Source organism: Streptomyces sp. NPDC001530 (assembly GCF_042894545.1).
Lineage (GTDB): Bacteria > Actinomycetota > Actinomycetes > Streptomycetales > Streptomycetaceae > Streptomyces.
In genome coordinates this window covers 622945-640954 of the sequence record NZ_JBIAVS010000001.1, presented here as the reverse complement: position 1 = coordinate 640954, position 18010 = coordinate 622945, and the positions used below count along the sequence as shown (strand labels likewise).

Sequence of the window (18010 nt, the reverse complement as noted above, 5' to 3'; positions counted from 1 at the left end):
GTCGCCCGTCGCGGTTGCGGCGGGTCAGCTGCTGCCGATGACGGCCTTGCCGCGGATGCCACCCTGGGACAGGGACTGCAGCGCCTGCGGGGTCTGGTCGAAGCCGACCACCTTTCCCACGACCGGACGCACCACGCCCTGGTCGATGAGAGTGGTGATCTGGCGGAGCTGGTCGCCGCTGGCGCGCATGAACAGGAACTCATACGTCACGCCGAGCTTCTTGGCCTGCCTGCGGATCTTGCCGCTCAGGCCTGCGACCGCGAGGCGCAGCAGCGGGTTCAGGCCGGCCTCGCGGGCGAACGCGGGGTCCGGGGGACCGGTGATCCCGATGGCCTTGCCGCCGGGCTTGAGCACCCGAAGGGACTTCTCGAGGGTCTCCCCACCGATGCTGTCCAGCACCAGGTCGTAGCCGGTCAGGAGCTGTTCGAAGTCCTGGGTGCGGTAGTCGATCACCGTGTCCGCGCCGAGCGCGCGCACGAAGTGCGCGTTGGAAGCGCTGGCGGTCGTGGCGACGCTCGCACCGAGGTGCGCGGCGAGCTGGATCGCGATCGAACCGACCCCGCCGGCCCCGGCGTGGATGAGCACCTTCTGCCCGGGCCGCACCTTCCCGCGCTCCACCAGCGCCTGCCACGCCGTGAGCGCCGCCAGCGGCAGTGAGCCGGCCTCTTCCATGCTGATCGAGGTGGGTTTGAGCGCCAGGTCGCCCTCCGCGACGGCGATGCGCTCGGCGAATGTGCCGATGCGGTTCTGGTGGGGCCGGGCGTAGACCTCGTCTCCGGGCTTGAAGCCGCGAACCGCTGCCCCGACGCTGATGACGGTGCCCGCGACGTCGTTGCCCAGGATCAGCGGCAGCTTGTAGGGCAGGATCTGCTTGAACTCACCGGTGCGGATCTTCTCATCCAGCGGGTTCAGTCCGGCGGCCTCCACCCGGACGAGCACGTCGTGCTCCCCCACGGTGGGTTCGGGGACGTCCGCCTCCTGCAGCGGCTCCTTGTACTTGGTGACGACGAACGCTCTCATGGGGCGCCACTCCTTGTCTTCATCCTATTTATCCAGAGGTGAGGCCAGATCAGCCAATTCGGCGTGACATGGGACCTCGCCTCACTCCAGTAATCCGATTGCACTCAATTATGAGTCTGCTCAGGATTATTGTCAAGAGAGGTCCCATGGGACGCGGCCACATGCCGATCGGGCGCCGCGAGCGGGCCAAACAGGCCAAGCGCGAGCGCATCACGACCGCAGCCCGCGAACTGTTCGCCGAACACGGCGTCAGCGGGGTCACGACACAGCAGATCGCCCACCGCGCCGACGTTGCGAACGGCACTCTTTACCTGTACGCGTCCACGAAGGCCGAGTTGCTGATCATGGTGCAGAACGAGAAGTTCGCCGCCGCCATCGACTCCGGCCTCGCCGCCGCGAACGCCACCGTCGGACAGGGCGCAATCCGAAGCCCCGAGCCGCAGTTCCGTCCTGTCCGGCCGTGCCCGCAGGTCCGCCCCGTCCCGTTCGGCCGCGCCCGGAGCCCCGGGACCGGTCGGTCCCGGGGCTCCAGTCCCGCTCCACCTGCCCGCAGCCGACCCGGCCGGGGCGGCCGGCGTCAGGCGACGCTCAGGACGATCTTCCCGGTGGTGCGGCCCTGCTCGCCGATCTCGTGCGCCTTCGCGGCCTCGGCCAGCGGGACGACGGTCTCGACCACGGGCGTGAGCGCGCCCCGCTCGGCCAGGGCGGCGATCTCGCGCAGACCCAGGTGGTCGGGCTCGACCAGCATCCACACCGCCCGCACGTGGCCGGGGACGTCGGCGGGGACGTCGTCGGGGCCGGGCAGGGTGATCAGCCGGCCGCCCGGGCGCAGCACCGTCAGGGACCGCTCGGCGTTCTGGCCGCCGAGCCCGTCCAGCACCACGTCCACGTCCCCGACGGCGTCCTCGAAGCGGACCGTGCGGTAGTCGATCACCTCGTCCGCGCCCAGCTGCCGCAGCAGGTCGTGCTTGCCGGCGCTGGCCGTGCCGATGACGTACGCGCCGCGGGCCTTGGCGATCTGCACGGCCAGGTGGCCGACCCCGCCGGCCGCCGCGTGCACCAGCACCCGCTCACCGGCGCGCACCCCGGCGGTGTCCACCAGGGCCTGCCAGGCGGTCAGCGCGGCCAGCGGCAGCGCCGCCGCCTGCACGTGGGTGAGGTTCGCCGGCTTGGGCGCGAGGTGGCGGGCCGGGGCGACGACGTACTCGGCGTAGGCGCCGGCCTGCCGCGGGAACAGCGGCATGCCGTACACCTCGTCCCCGGGGCGGAACATCCCCACGCCCGGTCCGACGGCCTCCACGGTGCCGGAGACGTCCCAGCCGACCGCCGGGACCTCGCCCCACTCGATCAGGGCCCCGCTGGCCCGGGTCTTGAAGTCCACCGGGTTCACACCGGCCGCGTGGACCCGCACCAGGACCTCGTTCAGTCCCGGCACGGGCCGGGCGACCTCACGCTCCACGAGCACCTCCGGTCCGCCCCACTGCTCCACGACCACCGCACGCATGCTGTCCGCCTCACTCTTTTCCGTCTTGATCGGATACCGGCCGCCCGGGCCCTTCCCGGCGCGACGCAGTCCACGATCCGGCACCCGCCCCCACCATGGTGTTGGCCGTCTGGCCACTATGTGACAGGATCTGGCCATGAGCGAGATGCAGTGGCCGTGCACCGACCCCCGCCCCGACCCGAGCGCCGACGCGGCCGGGCGGCACCGCATCGCCGTCCTCGCCCTGCCCGGCGTCCCGCCCTTCGAACTCGGCATCCCCTCCCGCGTCTTCGGCAGCGTCCTGGACGCCGGCTCACGCCCGCTGTACGAGGTCACCGTCTGCACCGCCGACGGCGCCCCGGTCCTCAGCGACGCCGGGTTCACCGTGCAGCCCGCGGCCGGTCCCGAGGCCCTGGCCGCCGCGGACACCGTGATCGTCCCGCCCACGCACGCCATGCCCGAGCTGGGCCGCGGCGGCCCGCTGCCGCCCGAGGTCACCGCGGCCATCGCCGGCATCCGGCCCGGCACCCGCCTGGTGTCCATCTGCACCGGCTCCTACGTCCTGGCCGCCGCGGGCCTCCTCGACGGCCGGCCCGCCACCACCCACTGGCACCTCGCCCCCGAGTTCCGCCGCGCCTACCCCCGCGTCAAGGTCGACGAGGAGGTCCTCTTCGTCGACGACGGCGACGTCCTGACCTCCGCGGGCGTCGCCGCCGGCGTCGACCTGTGCCTGCACATGATCCGCCGCGACCACGGCGCCGCCGCCGCCAACCGCGCCGCCCGCATGTGCGTCGTCCCGCCCTGGCGGGACGGCGGCCAGGCCCAGTACATCGACCGCCCGGTGCCCGAACCCACCGTCGCCACCACCACCGCCACCCGCGCCTGGGCTCTGGAACACCTCGGCGAACCCCTCTCCCTGAACCGCCTGGCCGAACACGCCCGGATGAGCCTGCGCTCCTTCACCCGCCGCTTCCGCGACGAGGTCGGCATGACCCCCGTGCAGTGGCTCACCGCGCAACGCCTGGAACTGGCCAAGCAGTTGCTGGAGACCACCGACCTGTCCATCGACCTGGTCGCCCACCGCTGTGGCTTCGGCTCCGCCAACTCCCTGCGCGCCCACATGCGCACCGCCTTCGGTGTCTCACCCGCCTCCTACCGCCGCACCTTCCATACCGACGACCTGGTGGAAGCGGGCGTCTGAGGACACATCAGCGCCGCACATACCCGCTCCGCGGGCCGGCCGGGATCCGCCTGATCATCCGCTGCCGGTGCCCCCTCCAGCGGAGGCCAGCAGCATCATCGCCCGCCGGTAGCGCACCGAACTCGTGCTGCCCCGGCGCACGATCTGCTGCAGCTTCTGCCCCTCGTGGTCGGTCAGTCTGCGTACACGGACGGGCTCGGCCACCGCGCCTCCAGCGGTCGGATCGGATGTCACCGCACATGCAACCGCCACGACCGCCGACCCGGCGAACCTATGCGGTCACAGCACTAGCTTCAGCGACCGGTGCGCCGGCCTTCGACCATGTTCGAGACGACCGCCCTCACCCAGCGGAGTGCCGTAGGCCAACGGAACGAGCCCCGGTTTTCACGCGGGACAGGCTCGAGCTCATCGTCGGTGGCTCAGTCCTGGATGTAGCGGATCGTGACTGTGAGCCGTGTCCCTGACTCGGTCTGATAGGTAATCTCGTCGCCGACCTCCCGCCAGAGCAGAGCCTTGCCCAGGGCGGAATCCGGGGTCAGTGATTCGGCGTCGCGGGATTTGAGCGCGGCGATCTCGTAGACGGTGATGCCTACTTCGTCCTCGTCCTCGATGCCTATCAAGCATCCTGGTGTCACGAGGTGCCCACCGCTGTGGTTCGGGTCCGGGGATGCGTGGGCCAGGACGAGGCGGAGGTAGTCGCGGCGCTTCTCCAGATGCAGGCGGCGCCGTCTGGCCGCCTCCAGTTGCGATGACCGGGACGAGGAGTCCACGGCGATGATTTCCGCATCCGGTTGGGCCAATGCCTCGTAAATGCGGCCAAGTTCGTCCTGTACCCGGCGGTAAGCGTTCACTGACAGCCGTTCGACCGGAAGATGAGGATCCCGCACTGTCCGGGTGTCGGCCGTCGGGTTCTTCGTCGCGCTGCGTGGGGTCGCTGCAGGCTTGGGTGCAGGACTGGCGGGCGATGTGCGGGGGTGTGAGGGAGCTTGGGGGCGGGCGGTGGTCATACCGGGAGTCCGGGTGCGGAGCAGCCGAAGTGTGCTGCGGAATTTGAGGGCTTCGGGGGAGGACGGGGGGAAGTACTGGGCCAGGCCGGTTTGCGTGTTGCCGACGAAGACCGGCACGTCGGTGCGTCCGATGGACGCGCGGACCATTGCCTGGATCTCCTCCTGCAGGAGGAGGGCCACCAGTTTTTCGCCGCGCTTGAGCTCCACGACGTCTGCACCCGCGTGCCCGGGGATACCCGCGTGGCGGAGATGGCGGGCCCGGCCGGCGGGAAATCCGCCCTCATCGAACGGGACCGCGGCCCGGATGGCGAAGGCGTGCTGTGCCGCGTTGACTTCATCGCGCCGGATCCACCCGACTGATCGGTAGCCCGCCGGTGGCCGGACGTAATCGATCGGCTGGCTGTGAGGACCGGTGTTTTGGGCTTCGGCCGGCGTTGTGCGGCGGGCGGGCTGCGCTGCCGACTCCGGGGCTGACCGCGGGCTCGGCGCACTGTGACGCCGCACCGCCGGGGCGCCAGACGGCGACGGCTCGACCGGTGGCGTTACGGGAGACGCGGCCGCTACGGAGGGTGCGTGCGGCGATGGCACGGCGTCCAATGCGGGGACCGAGGGCGCGGCCGGTACGGAGGGCGGTAGGCGCTCGGGTACGGGGGTCGGGATGGCAGCAGTCGGCTTCGGCTTCTCGTTGGTGGATTCGATGCCCAGCCGGTCGAGCTCGAGCCATAGCGGCTCCAGGGCACGGTCCGGGTCGAGGAAGAAGCGGCTGCCACGGATGCGTACGAAGGTCCAGCCGACCCGCTCCAGTTCACGCTGGCGCGCGGCGTCGGCGTCCGCGTTCTCCTCATTGTGGAATGCGTCGCCGTCGCATTCGACGGCAAGGCGCTTCGTACCTCCCTCGACCACCAGGTCGATCCGGTACCGGCCCACCGGGTACTGGGGACGTACCCGGTAGCCGCGCTTACGCAAGGCGAGGAAGACCCGCTGCTCGAAGAGACTGTCGAACGCCTCATGCCGCTGGTGCGGGCTCACCTCGCCGAGGCCGAGGCCATCCTGCTCCTCGGCGGGTCGGTTGAGGTAGTCGAGATAGGCGCGGCGCAGATCCGTCTCACCGAGTTCGGTGATCGCGACGCTGTGGAAGACCCAGACCTGGTCACGGGCCCGGGAGGCGGCCACATTGAGCCGCTGCTGCATACCCGTGGCGACGAATGCACCGGCCCGCTTCTGCTCACCGTCGCGCGTCATGGACACCACCAGGCTGATGAATATGACGTCTCGCTCGTCCCCCTGGAAGTCCTCGGCGTCACCGACGCGCAAGCGGCGCTGCTGGCGCTCGGCCAGTGGCAGCCGCTCAGCGAGCATGTCCTCGATCAGGTGCCTCTGCGCCTGGCCGAGCAGGGTGATCACACCGATGGTGTGGCCCTGGTACGCGGGATCATCGCAACAACGCACCAGCTCGTCGACGAGCCGTTCCGCCTCCGGGCGGTTGATCTGCCGTTGCCCAGTCCCCTCGATGTGCCCGGACGGTACGTAAATGGGGCGCAGCGGCTGCAGGCGGTCCGCGCCGTACTGGCGCAGTGGCTGCAGTTTGCCCTCGTACCACCACGCGTTGGAGAAGCCGATGATCTCCGGCATGCACCGGAAGTGCTCCTGGAGCATCAGTCGGCCCCGGCCACCGGCAAGGCCTGAGGCGATATCGAAGAAGCTGGCAGTGGGACTGAACAGGCTCTGCCGGGAGGCCGGAAGATCCGCGAGGATGCGCTGCTGGAGCTGGAAGTACTGTTCCTGGTCGATGCCGACGTTGGCCGGGCTGACCTGTTTGTCGTCACCCACGACCACGATCTTCGCGCCGAGCCAGGCGAGCAGCAGCGCCTCCGGTCCCGACTGGCTCGCCTCGTCAATGATGATCACGTCGAAGCGGGAGGGCCGGTCCACCGGCACGGTCTCTGCCACCTGGTAGAGAGGCATGATCCAGGCGGGCACAGCGTCCTGGCACTCCCGCAGGCTTTCGCGGGCCTGCCGCCGGTACTGGTGCGCGTACTTGCCTGTTCCTTTGCCCAGCCGTCGGACACTCTGCTGATACGAGGTCAGCGCGACGGCCTGCTCGTCGGTCAGCCGCTCCAAGCAGCTGTACCATGCCCGGTCAGCGGCGAGCCGTTCGAGGCGGATACGGATCTCGTCATCGGCCTCGGCAAGGATCCGGCGCTGCTTTCCTTCCGCGGCCGGGTCGGTCAGCTCGCGCAGGCGAGCAGTCCACGCCGACCATGCCCAGGCGCGCTCGACGTCCGCCAGCCGTGCGTCCCAGACGGTGTCCTCCGAGGTGTCGTCCAGCGCGTTCGCCAGGGCTGGTAGCACCGCGGCGACTGCCTCGTACGCTGCGTCACACTCCTTCTTGAGCCGCAGTGCCTCGCGCAGTCCATCGAGTTCGGAACAGGCAGAGGCATACGCCTCCACGTCCCGCTTCACGACGGCTGCCAGGGCATGCTCAAGGGCGGGCGCGGCGGAGCTCCGCTGGTGGGCCGCCGTCCGCAACGTGTCCTCGGCGGTGGTGATCAGATTCCGAGCCTGCCGTGATACCCGCAGCCCTGCCCGTACGCGCAGTACATCCCGCACTGCTGCGGTCGTTTCCGGGACGTGCCACGGCACGGCCGCCAAGGCCGCCACCGGGCCAGCTGCAGCAACGAGTCCGGCCCGGCGGCCCGCAAGCGCAGCCAGTGTTTGGAGCGTTGCGGCGTCCTGCTCCAACTGGGCTGTGCGGCGGGCCGTGGACTGCCACGGTTCGCCGCCTCCGCTCCATTCCCTCTCGACCACCTGCAGATGGCGCTCCAGCATGGCGCGGTGCAGGACAGTTGAGGCCGTTGCCTCATCCTCAGGGGGGCGGCCGTCGACGCGTACGGCATCGACGAAGTCGCCTACCGCCTTGCGGAGCTTGGTCTTCAGCCCGAGCGGGCCACGAAGTCTCTCACCTGACCGCAATCCGTCGTAGAGCGTAGTGGCCTGTCCCAGCGCCGTCCCCACGTCATAGCGCTCCATGCCCGTGACGAGGGCACCGCCGAGCGACTGCTCCGCCGCCCTTGCTCCGGTCAGCGCCGAGGTGGTCATCTCCAAGCGGCTGCGCAGCGTCCGGTCCCTCCCGATCAGTACATCGGCACGGAGCGGCGCCGCCCAGCCCGCCTGCTCAGCGGCAGCCGTTGCCACAGCAGCCGTGAAGGCCTCCATCGCTTCGCCCAGGACGACTTGCTGATCGTCCGTCAGCCGACCGATGGCGTCGTCCAGGCGTGCGGTGCCGGGGTCCTGCCCTATGCGAGCGTGCTCCTCGTCCGCTGAGCGGATCGCCGCGACGGCTGCCGCGAAGTCATTGGGGGCGGGAAGGTCGGCGCCGCCGGGGATGTGCCCCACCGCGGAGGCGGCCAGTGCCCGGTGGCCGGGGGAGAACGCGCGGGTGGCATCGAGCAGTGCCCGAACCTGTTCGGAGGTCACCAGGGGAGTCGGTCCCGGAACCGGACCGAGCCAGTCGAAGACAGACCGCTCGTCGGACAGCCGTGCGGCGATGTTCTGCAGCGTCCCGCTGTAGTCGCCGATCTCGGAGGGATGGACATACGTCTCCTGCTCGCGCAGGACACGCAACTCCTTGAGGGTGAGCGCCTGGATGTCCCGGGCTCGGCGCAGCTTCTCCTCGTGCTGACCGATGCGACGTTCGTAATCCCGGCGGGAATACGAGCCCTGCCGGTCCAGGAGCGCCCGGATCGACGCCTCCAACTCGCGCTGCGCGGCGATACCGTCGTCGGTCCGGCTGACGCACAGCTCGCGCACGCCCTCCGGCAGCTTGTCCTTGAGGACCTTCAGCGCACGGGCCGTATGGCTGGTGATCAGGACCCGCTGGCCATGGGCGAGGAGATCGGTGACCAAGTTGGCGATGGTGTGGGTCTTACCCGTGCCCGGCGGTCCCTGGACGACGACGAGACGGTTGCTGCGCAACCGCTCGGCAATGGTCCGCTGCTCCTCGTTGGAGGGAAGTGCGAAGTAGGTCTCCGCCGGCAGGGTGACTGCCCCGTTGCCCTCGCTGGGGTCGGTGTCGCTGCCACCTGCGATGAAGCGCAACAGCTCGGTGGACTGGGCTCCCTGGTCGACCTGCTGAGCAATACGCCGCAGTACGTCCAGAGTGCTGCGGCGGGTGCGTTCCCGCAGGATCAGCGCCGGGGCAAAGCTGACCAGCGGAACGTCGAGGCCGACGGGACGGTGGGCCCGCGTCCCGGTCTGGTATCGGCCGGCCTGGTGCGCGGCGAGCGCCCAGGACTCCAGCGCTTGGTGCAGCGGGTCCAGCCGGTCCCGCGCTGTCGCGTCACCGGCGGCCTCCAACTGGCCGCGTATGAACTCGCGTACGTTGGCCCGGGCCTTCTGCGCGGCGTCGAGCATGCCCTCCTCCAGCAGGAGGGTGCCGGCTTCAGGATCGGGCGCGACCCGGATCGCACCGGTCCTCTCGTCGAAGGCGAGCACGGCGCGGGCCGTGACCAGGTGACGCCGGATCGGTTCGGACTCGGCGGACCACGTGAGATAGCCGAAGGCCAGGACGAGTTCGAAGTTCTCGCCGAGGGAGGTGATGTCCTCGTGGATGCGGTAGAGCTTCTCGTAACTACGCAGGGCGGCTGACCGCAGCCGCTTCTCGGTGGCCCACTGCTCCCATTGCGGCGCCCAGGCACGGTGCAGATCCTGCACGGCTTCACCTCGGGGAAAGTCGTCCAGCAGCACCGTGCGCATGACTGCTGCGACATTGCCGTCCGGGGACCGTATCTCTTCTCGTACTTCGGCTTGCCCTCGCAGTTGCGGGGCCTGTTCCCGCTGGTGGTTCCGGACTTCGGCGGGATCCAGCCATGGCCTCAGCAACTGTCCGGCGCGGGGCGGATCCGGCTGCACCGGGCGCTCGGCCAGCAGCCACAGTGGCTCCTCGGCCGGGAACTCGCTATCGAGAAAGCTGAGGAACTCACTCGGGAGATCGTGGAACCACAGGAGGTGACGAGCACCGTCGAGCGTTCGCACCGGCGTGGTGCGACTCTCGCCGGCCTCGGCCAGGTATCGGAAGATCTGCCGGACACGGGTGTCCTCAGGGGAGCGGCCATGGCTGGACAACGGCGGCCTCACGGATTGCATGGATGTAAGCGAGTGAAGAGATTGTGTGAATATTAAGGGGTCTCTGTGACAATGCGTCACAGGTTTGTGGGCGACCGGACTGCTTCTTCACAGAACGACACATCCAGACGGGGATCTCGTGCTCCTCACCAGTCCGGAGCGGCACGAGCCGCGGTAGGGGCGGCAGCCCCCACCGCGGGTCAGCCGACTATGAAGGTCCCATCTGAAAGCTACTCACGGCGCGCCGGACGTCGTTCCAGATGAGCGATCACGCTGGAGTGGAACCGGTCCACGGCGTCATCGATGCTGCGGATGAAGCCGGACTCGGCGTTGCCCCGCGTGCTGCCCATGCCCTTGAGGAGTGAGAGCCGGAACCCGGTGATCGGGGAGCCGTCCTTCGGCAGAAGGTCGCCCGGCTCGGGGCGCAACTTCTCCAGGGTGCCCCGGGGCCCGCCGCCCTGGTTCGCGACGAGGGTCTCGACATGCAGATCGGCAGGGGCTTCACCGAGCTGGCGCACCAGGCGCTTGGCCCAGCTGAGGGGGTACCCCTGCTCGGGGGCCGGGATGTCAATGGACGTACGCAGCTTGCTGGTGCGCAGGTCGGCGGTGATCGCAAGGGTGCCGACCGTGCTGTCCATGCGGATCTCGGCGTGCAGGCGGCCGTCCTCGCACAGGCCGTCGGCGAGCGCGGCCCGGCGCGATTGCGGATCGGAGCCGCGCTTGGTGCGCTGGACGGGCAGCACCTTTACTCCGGCCTCGCCACCGAGGCGCAGGCAGACCTGGCGGATGAGGCGTTCCCAGCTCTCGACGACCTCCACCGCACGCTCGTCGCCCTGGCACAAGGTCTCCGCATCGATGCCATTGCGCACCGGAACCCAGGCCGGGCCCATGTTCTGGAATCCGTGGCAGCCGGAGTTCTCGTGCTGGAGGTAGTGCAGGAGTTCCTGGAGAACCCACGCGTGGGCCGCGTTGCCGACGCCTTCGTGGCGGATGAGCATCTGTGCTTGGTAGGTGACCTCGGCCCAGGACAGGTGCCACAGGGCGACCTTGTTCTTCCGTCGGCCGTCGATCTTGACGCTGACCAGCGGACTGCCTTCCAAGGCGACATCGTTAGAAAGCGTGATTACAGCCTCGTAGCCACGTTTGGCCGCGATGTCCATGTAGTCCTGGACCTGCTCCCCCTTGAGCGGGTTGCCGTTGGTCTTCGCCTCGACGAGGGCTGTCCACAGCTTGCCGGCGCGCTCGACCCGGATGACGCCGTCCGGGCGCTTCGGGGTGTCGCCGTGGGGGAGCGAGACCTCCGTGAATGTCTCCATCCGGCCGGCTGGAGCGCCGAAGGCAGCGGCGAGGCGGCGCCCGAACTCCGGCACCTGGGCCATCACCGACAGAAGGATGGAGGTCGCCCGGACCTCGCGCTCATGGTCGCTCTTGAGCGACGAAGCGGGGAACAGCCGAGCCATCCGCCATGCGTCGCTCTCGGCGAGAGACTTCTTGGCCGCCTTGGGCAGGATCACCTTCTTCTTGGCCGTGCGCGGTCGTCGTGCCGGAACGGGTACCTCGGGCGCCACGACTGGAACGGGGGCAGGCGCCTCTGGCGCGTCCGGGGCCGCGTCGGCGGCAACGCGCGGCTCCGGCACTTGCGGCGTGGTCTCCGATGCCAGCTGCTCGTCCGACTCTTCGGCGTCGTCGACATCTATGCCGAAGTCGGTCGCCAGCCCGGCCAGCCCGGTCTCGTAACCCTGCCCGACGGCACGGAACTTCCATTCTTCGCTGCGCCGGTACAACTCACCGAAGAGGAACGCACTCTCCACAGTCGCGTCCGTGATGGAGAACCCGATGATGCTCTCACCGACACTGTCGGCCAGCGCCACCCTCAGGTCGTCTAGATCGCCGAACCGCGCGCCCCCGTAGCGGCTGGCCGCCACGACGATGCGCTCGACCTCGCTGGGCATCGCCGCCAGATCGAGGTTGATGCGGTCCTCGCTGCCGCTGTCCGTCGGCGTCTTCCCGAGCAGCTGCACGGTTCCGTCGGGGCTGGCCTGGTTGTTGTAGAAGAAGAAGTCCTCTTGGCTGCGCACTTTGCCGTTGGCATCGAGCAGCAGCACAGAGACGTCCGCGTCTCCGTCCCCCTCTGCGCTCGTCCAACTCAGACTGACGATCACGGATCCTATGTCTGGACTCAGGCTGGGCAGGCTGACGTTCGCGCCCTTGATCATCTCTTGCATGGATCTCCCCCCTTGGAGTCCTCGTGACATTGCGGAACGTCCACGGGCGGGGGCTTCGCACGGAAGGTGGCCTGTACCCGGGCAGTTCTCGCTCGCTGCGCGGGGGGCATTGGCTCCGGCCACCCGAACGTGCCTGGATATTAACGGCGGTTTCCTGCCAGTCGTCAGCGATTCGGCAAATACCGGTCGTCAAAGGCGCTGGTAATGGCCGCGGGCCCGGATGCGGACAGGTGAGTACCACTGTGAGGTGGGCTGCCCGGCGAGGTGACAGCGGAGCTGTTCCTCTTCCCAGCGCGCTCGTCCCGAACTCTGGGGTGCCTCGGCGTTTGAGGCGCCACCACCCCCTGCTGTTGTGCTGTCCAGAGGCCGCTGCGAGCAACGCGGCGTGCTCGTGCCGGCGGCGGCTGAACTTTGGTTCTGGATCACTTTTTGGTGCCAGAGCCACGGAGGGTCACCACAACCGCGATCATGAACGGCCTCACGCTGCGAGGAGGACCCGCTTGCGGAGCAGGTCGAAGTTGGCGCGGCCGAACATCTGCCGCTCCGTTGATCCGCAGCGGTCTCCACTCCCGGCTGACCGCGCCCTGGGGGCAGGTGGCCTGCCGGTGGTCCCAGGCGACGGGGAAGGCCGACTTGGCAAAACCCGAGCCGGCCTTGGCCTGAGGGCTGTTGTTGGCCACGACCGGGCCGAGCAGGGTGATGCCGTGAACCCGAGCCGCCCGCTCGATGTGGGACGCGGTGACGTATCCGCTGTCCACGACGTGCTCGCAGGGCAGTAGCTCCCGCTCGGCGAGGTCGTCATGGGTGATCGCGGTCATCTCGACGTTCTGCACGGTCGAGTGCGTCGTGTCCAATTTTGGACAGTTAGGAACCGCTTCGCTCAACGAAGCCGGAGATGGTACGTGTTCCGCCCGTGAACGTGCTCAGGTCTGAAGAAGTCGCCAGCGGGTTGTCCAAAACGGTCCCGAACTCCGGTCTTTTGGAGTGTCTACACACCGCATGGAGGAGTGGGGATGACAGCATGGGATCGTCCGGACCGGGCCTTCGCAGGCTGGCGCGTTCCCAGCCTGCTCGCGCCGAACGCTCCCCCGGGCAGCGCCGGAACTGGTACTTGTCGGCGCCGTGTCAGGCGCCGACGCCCTCAACGGCGCGTGTCCGTCTGGTCGGTTGCTCAACTGGGCCACCCGGAGGTACGGACGATCGAGGGGTGGCTGCTGGTCGCCGTCGTCATGATCGCTGCCACCGACACCCGGCCAGGCCATTGCGTGCTGTTGTTCAGCCGGCCGTGCCGCACCGGTGAGGCCGTCTGCCGTGGCGCCGGCCCCGGCCGTGATGCGTCACCGGCGGGTCTGTTTACCGGACCGATCGAAGCGACGGGGGCGGTAAACCGACTCGACCGAATCGTCGAGCGTGGCTTCTGTTGTCATGCGACTGCGGACAAGGCGCCGATCGGCCAGGGGTCCGAACACAGACTGATCCCCAAGGCGGCTCGTCGGATGCCGTCCGGACACCGACCGGAGAGTCGGCGACAGATGCCGACCGCGATCGGTGTGGGCCGCTTCAATCCTGTGATCGTCCTGGTCGATCCGTATGACTCCGACTGGATTCCTGACGTCACGTGGAGTGGCTTTCTTGCTCAGTCCGGGTTGTTGGCCTTCCTCGCACGCAGTGGCGGCGAGCGAGGGCAGTTGCTCGACATCAGCGGCCGTCTGGTGCAGGCCGGGCATGGTGGCGGGCTGGCCGTTTTGAACCCGTGTCGCGTTACTCGCCGTGCCCATCCTCGGGGGTTCCTTGGACCATTTCCTCTGTGGCGAGGCGGACGAGCCGCTTGTAGCAGCAGGGGGTCGCGGCAAGTCCGAGGAGACCAGGTAGATATGGGGACGGTGCTCGTAGCGAGGGTTCAGCCGACGAGAGCCGGGCGGTCAGGACATGGTCTGCTCGATCACCCGCCTGCGGCGGCCCGGTCGTTGACCGGACTCGATGACCTCGCGGGCGATCCGCACTCCAACGCGCCCGCCGCGCAATCGTCTTCAATGGGTCTCGGTCGTCGTGGGCCGTGCCGGCGTGCAGGCGTCGGCCTGCTCGAGATCGAAGGTGGCCAGGCGCTGGCACGCTCGATTTTGCTGAACGCCGACCGGCGCGATGGGCCGGTTCGCCGCCGTGGCCGCCTTGGCACCACCAGCACCTGCACACCGCGACCGATATCCGCCCGCCGAACACGAAGCCGACTACTACGCCCAGCAGCCCCAACTCGGGGCTGGAGCCAACGCGTAGAGCGTCCACCAATCCAGGATCGCTTCACCCCGGAGGGGCATCGAGGGCACACGGCGCTGCGAGGCCAGGGCGCTCGACGTAGATGTTCCTTTCAACGATTCGACCGCTGGGTGGGTCTCGACGGCACGTTTGCCAGAGTCGCCAGAGAGTGCAAGGACCGCATAGCTGTTCCGACTTGCTGGCTCTTGGCCGAAGCGAGACGATGAAAATATCAGAGTTCGTTGCGGTTCCCCTCGACGAGCGGAAGGTGGTGGGTGAGGCGACGAGGCCGCCCGGTGGAGGCCTGAGTGCACAGACTCCTTTACTCGGCTGAGTACGCTGGACAGTGACCTCGAAGAACGATCCTTGCACGCCGCTCATGGACCACCCAACTGGGGGTCAAGGGGTCGCAGGTTCAAATCCTGTCGTCCCGACGGTGCGAAGGGTCTTCGCAGGCAGCAGCCTGTGAGGGCCCTTCTTCGCGTGGGTCGCTTCCGGCTTCGGGGTTGAGCATGCCGCTCATCGGCAGCTTTACCGCTGCCGCGGGCCAAGGGCCGTGCACGGAACGTGGATATGTCGGCGTTTGTCTCGGCGGACGCCGTCCCGTCGGTCGTGTGTCGCTTCGGGACGGTCCCGAAGGGCAGGGCGTGAGCACTCCGGCGGAGGGCGCGTGTCTCTATCTCCCCCGTCGGCTTGTGGCGCATGTCATGCGAGAACTCGTCGGCGGCTCAGTCGGGAGCCGAGCTTGCAACCGGTACCTAGGTACAGGTTTACCGTCGGAGGTGTCCCCGCCCGCACCGGGCGAGGGCACGATGACGGGAGTGGTCACGATGACGACCTGGGTACCGGCCTCCTGCACGCTGCCCACCACCGAGCAGCCGCTGCGGGTGGCGCAATTCGACGCGCTGTTCGCCGAGCGGCTGGCCGCCTCTTCCCGGCCGGACCGGCTGAGGGTGGAGATGGTGCTGACCGGCGGGCCGGACGTGGAGGACAGGGCGCGCGACCTGGTGGCCCGCGAGAGCGGCTGCTGCTCGTTCTTCACCTTCACCGTCACTCCCGGCCCGGAGCAGATCCGTCTGGACGTCGAGGTCGACGGTGCGCACGAGGCCGTGCTGGACGCCCTGCACGAGCGGGCCACCGCGGCCGCCGGCCCGCAACCGCGTGGAGATCGCGGCCTGGGCCTGGGAGCACGGCATCGTCGGCTGAACGCCCGCCAGCAGCAAGGGCGATGGCACGTGACCACCGTGGTCACGTGCCATCGCGGGTACCTCGGTCGAGCGGACCGCTACGGTCAGGCCGTCCGGCCCGGCAGTGCGTAGGCGTCACGTACGGGCGGGCAGCCCAGTCGGCCGCGGGTGGCGATCAGCAGGACGACGGCCGCGGCGGTGGAGCTGAGCAGGAAGGCGTGCGCGGCGTATCCGTCGGGCAGGGAGGGGAACATGTCGGACCAGGCGAGGGAGAAGTAGTTGTTGACGCCGCAGTGCAGCAGCATGGCCAGCGGCAGGCTCTCGCCGGTGCGGTTGAACACCCAGGTCATGACGAAGCTGAAGGCGATCGTGGTGGCGATGAACTCCAGGGACGTGGTCCAGGACACGTGCGGCCCGCCCCACTCGGTCAGGAACAGCGGGAGGTGCCAGGCGCCCCACAGCGGGCCGACGACGAGGGTGCCGAGCAGCGGGCCGTAGCGGCGCTGCAGGCGGGGCATGGCGAACTCGCGCCAGCCGGGCTCCTCGGCGAGGCCGGTGGTGATCATCTGCATGATCAGGCCGGGCAGGAACGCGGCCAGCACGGCGACGGGTGGCATCGCGGGACCGCGGTCGGCCAGCGCGACCGAGGTGAGGGTCAGCGCGGCGGGCACCGAGAGCAGTACCACGACGTACCAGCGCCAGCTGACCTTGAACTTGGCCATCCGACCGCGCCAGGCCCGCAGTCCGCGGCGTCCCTCGCTGGCTCCGGTCACCAGGAGGGCCGACAGGATCGGGCCGAGGTAGGCGCCGGGCAGGGCGCCGAGAAGCTGGGTGGTCCCGCCGACCCCGGGGAAGGCGAAGTGCCAGACGCCCAGGCCGTTCTCGGACAGGATGTACGGCGTCCACGCGGCCCAACTCAGCAGATAGGCCAGCGAGAAGAACCAGGTCAGGGGGCGGCGGCGGATGCTGCCCCGCAGGCCGGTGCGGTCCTCCCGGCTCGCGCGCGCCGCTCGGCTTTCGATGCTGACGGGGGCTTGGATACTCACCGCGGTGTCCCTTCGGATGCTGGCTGACGTGACGTGTTCAGCACATCAGTCACGCGTCCGCGGATCATTGCCGTGCACGCCCCAAGTGCGGGTACAGCAGGCTGTACCGCCGTCGGCGTCGGGCTCGGTGGCGTTCGGCCTGTTGGCGCCCACCAGGGACCTGCCGGCGCTCACCGGGCCCGGCCTTTTCGCCTGAGGCATGCGCCTCAGGTGTCACCACAGTTCAGTGAACCCGCCGCGCGGACCGCCGCTTCGGTCAGGGTGGTCGCGGTCCGAACGGCGCTGGTGACGGCCTCGTCGGGGGCGAGGCCGCACAGGTCGGTGAGGGAGAACAGGGCCTCCGCGCTGACCACCACCGCCAGGTCCCGCTTGAGCTGGGCGAACGCCTCCGGGTTCGTAGCCCCCAGCGTGTCCTTCAGGGGTACGAGCGCGTGGTCGATGAGGCCGAAACGGATACCGGGTCTCCTGGGCACCGTCTCGGGGCGGGTGATGGTGGCGGCGATCATCGCGCGCACCGCGCCCTGGCGGACGAGTATGCCGCGGAGCAGGAACTCGCAGGCGAAGGCGACGCGTTCGACAGGGTCGCCGGAGTCCGCGACCGGGCGGAGCGCGTCGGCGGGAGCGGGCCAGGCGCCGGCGAGAGCCTCGCTGATCAGCGATGGAAGGTCGGGGAAGTACCGGTAGGCGGTGGCCTCGGAGACGAGGGCCGCGCGGGCGATCGCGGGCATGGTGACCTCGACGCCCGTACCGATGAGTTCACGGGCGGCCTCGACGATCGCCGTACGCGTGCGCTTCTTCTGGTTGCTGCGGCCGGTGTCCGTCCGTGTCGTCGTCGCCATCGGTGCGTCCTCATTCCTGCGGGTCCATCCGCCCTCACCTTACCACTGCCAGCCCTCGTTATAAGAGTTCACTTGCATGACGAGAGCGTGCCCTCTAATCTCCTGAGAGTGAGCTCTCACGAAGAACGCGAAGGACATGAAGGAGGCGGCAATGAACGAGGTTTCCGTGGTCGGCCCCGACGGCGGCGAGACCATCCATCTCGGCCCGGCCCAGATGCGCATCCTCGAGGACGGCAGCACCACCGGACACCGGATCGGGATCGGTGAGATCACCCTCGCCCCGCACACCGAAGGCCCGCCGCAGCATCGTCACGCCCAGCACGACGAGGGCTTCTACGTCGTCTCCGGCACCGTGCACTTCACCATCGGGGAGATCACGTACGTCGCCCCGGCCGGCACGCTCGCGATGATCCCGCCCGGCGCCCCGCACACCTTCGCCAACCCCGGCGACGAACCGGCGGTGATGCTCAACACCTTCACGCCCGACCTGTATGTGCAGTACTTCCGCGATCTACGGGACATGATCGCCGGCGGCCAGGAGATGAACGCCGAGTCGACCATCAAGGTCATGAGCCGCTACGCCACCGTTCCCGCCACCGACTTCGCCTGACCGGCCAGCTCTCCC

10 protein-coding genes and 2 pseudogenes are annotated in these 18010 nt (G+C 69.0%); 4 read left to right on the top strand and 8 right to left on the bottom strand.

Translation table 11 applies throughout. The annotated features are described in order from the left end of the window. Window positions 1-24: 24 nt before the first annotated feature. Window positions 25-1020, bottom strand: a complete 996-nt coding sequence (locus ACFY0T_RS02845) for an NADP-dependent oxidoreductase (RefSeq protein ID WP_388864151.1) — start codon at window positions 1018-1020, stop codon at window positions 25-27. 68 nt (window positions 1021-1088) lie between these two features. Here ACFY0T_RS02845 and ACFY0T_RS02840 point away from each other — a divergent pair. Then, a pseudogene (locus tag ACFY0T_RS02840) lies at window positions 1089-1301 on the top strand (TetR/AcrR family transcriptional regulator); the annotation flags it as partial. A gap of 296 nt (window positions 1302-1597) precedes the next feature. On the opposite strand, the gene ACFY0T_RS02835 reads toward ACFY0T_RS02840, so the two are convergent. Next, window positions 1598-2524 (bottom strand): NADP-dependent oxidoreductase, encoded by a 927-nt coding sequence (locus tag ACFY0T_RS02835; protein ID WP_388864149.1) that lies wholly within the window; start codon window positions 2522-2524, stop codon window positions 1598-1600. Between the two features lie 136 nt (window positions 2525-2660). On the opposite strand from ACFY0T_RS02835, the gene ACFY0T_RS02830 reads away from it, so the two are divergent. Beyond that, complete coding sequence (locus ACFY0T_RS02830) at window positions 2661-3704, top strand: GlxA family transcriptional regulator (protein ID WP_010982637.1); 1044 nt, start codon at window positions 2661-2663, stop codon at window positions 3702-3704. Between the two features lie 72 nt (window positions 3705-3776). On the opposite strand, the pseudogene ACFY0T_RS02825 reads toward ACFY0T_RS02830, so the two are convergent. From ACFY0T_RS02825 to ACFY0T_RS02810, 4 genes and pseudogenes are all read right to left on the bottom strand, one after another. Further along, window positions 3777-3908: pseudogene (locus ACFY0T_RS02825) on the bottom strand (IS630 family transposase); the annotation flags it as partial. 215 nt (window positions 3909-4123) lie between these two features. Beyond that, a complete protein-coding gene (locus tag ACFY0T_RS02820; protein ID WP_388864147.1) occupies window positions 4124-9916 on the bottom strand; it encodes an AAA domain-containing protein in 5793 nt (1930 codons plus the stop codon). A gap of 149 nt (window positions 9917-10065) precedes the next feature. Continuing rightward, entirely contained in the window at window positions 10066-12051 is a 1986-nt protein-coding gene (locus ACFY0T_RS02815) for a TerD family protein (protein WP_388864220.1), read from the bottom strand. A 431-nt stretch (window positions 12052-12482) separates the two neighbouring features. Then, window positions 12483-12914, bottom strand: coding sequence for a hypothetical protein (locus ACFY0T_RS02810; RefSeq protein ID WP_388864145.1), 432 nt, complete (start codon window positions 12912-12914; stop codon window positions 12483-12485). Window positions 12915-15143: 2229 nt separating this feature from the next. On the opposite strand from ACFY0T_RS02810, the gene ACFY0T_RS02805 reads away from it, so the two are divergent. Then, entirely contained in the window at window positions 15144-15632 is a 489-nt protein-coding gene (locus ACFY0T_RS02805) for a hypothetical protein (RefSeq protein WP_388864143.1), read from the top strand. Here the strand turns inward: ACFY0T_RS02805 and ACFY0T_RS02800 are convergent. Both ACFY0T_RS02800 and ACFY0T_RS02795 read right to left on the bottom strand, forming a co-directional pair. Next, entirely contained in the window at window positions 15605-16546 is a 942-nt protein-coding gene (locus ACFY0T_RS02800) for a CPBP family intramembrane glutamic endopeptidase (protein WP_388864141.1), read from the bottom strand. The two genes, ACFY0T_RS02805 and ACFY0T_RS02800, sit on opposite strands and share 28 nt — an antisense overlap. 206 nt (window positions 16547-16752) lie before the next feature. Further along, a complete protein-coding gene (locus ACFY0T_RS02795) occupies window positions 16753-17385 on the bottom strand; it encodes a TetR/AcrR family transcriptional regulator (RefSeq protein ID WP_388864139.1) in 633 nt (210 codons plus the stop codon). 151 nt (window positions 17386-17536) lie between these two features. Here ACFY0T_RS02795 and ACFY0T_RS02790 point away from each other — a divergent pair, with 151 nt between their 5' ends. Further along, window positions 17537-17995 (top strand): cupin domain-containing protein, encoded by a 459-nt coding sequence (locus ACFY0T_RS02790; protein WP_388864137.1) that lies wholly within the window; start codon window positions 17537-17539, stop codon window positions 17993-17995. Window positions 17996-18010 lie beyond the last annotated feature (15 nt).

Excerpts from the sequence above, each read along its gene's own strand:
- ACFY0T_RS02790 (WP_388864137.1), top strand. The coding sequence starts at position 17,537 with ATGAACGAGGTTTCCGTGGTCGGCCCCGACGGCGGCGAGACCATCCAT.
- ACFY0T_RS02815 (WP_388864220.1), bottom strand. The coding sequence starts at position 12,051 with ATGATCAAGGGCGCGAACGTCAGCCTGCCCAGCCTGAGTCCAGACATA.
- ACFY0T_RS02845 (WP_388864151.1), bottom strand. The coding sequence starts at position 1,020 with ATGAGAGCGTTCGTCGTCACCAAGTACAAGGAGCCGCTGCAGGAGGCG.
- ACFY0T_RS02805 (WP_388864143.1), top strand. The coding sequence starts at position 15,144 with ATGACGACCTGGGTACCGGCCTCCTGCACGCTGCCCACCACCGAGCAG.
- ACFY0T_RS02795 (WP_388864139.1), bottom strand. The coding sequence starts at position 17,385 with ATGGCGACGACGACACGGACGGACACCGGCCGCAGCAACCAGAAGAAG.
- ACFY0T_RS02835 (WP_388864149.1), bottom strand. The coding sequence starts at position 2,524 with ATGCGTGCGGTGGTCGTGGAGCAGTGGGGCGGACCGGAGGTGCTCGTG.
- ACFY0T_RS02830 (WP_010982637.1), top strand. The coding sequence starts at position 2,661 with ATGAGCGAGATGCAGTGGCCGTGCACCGACCCCCGCCCCGACCCGAGC.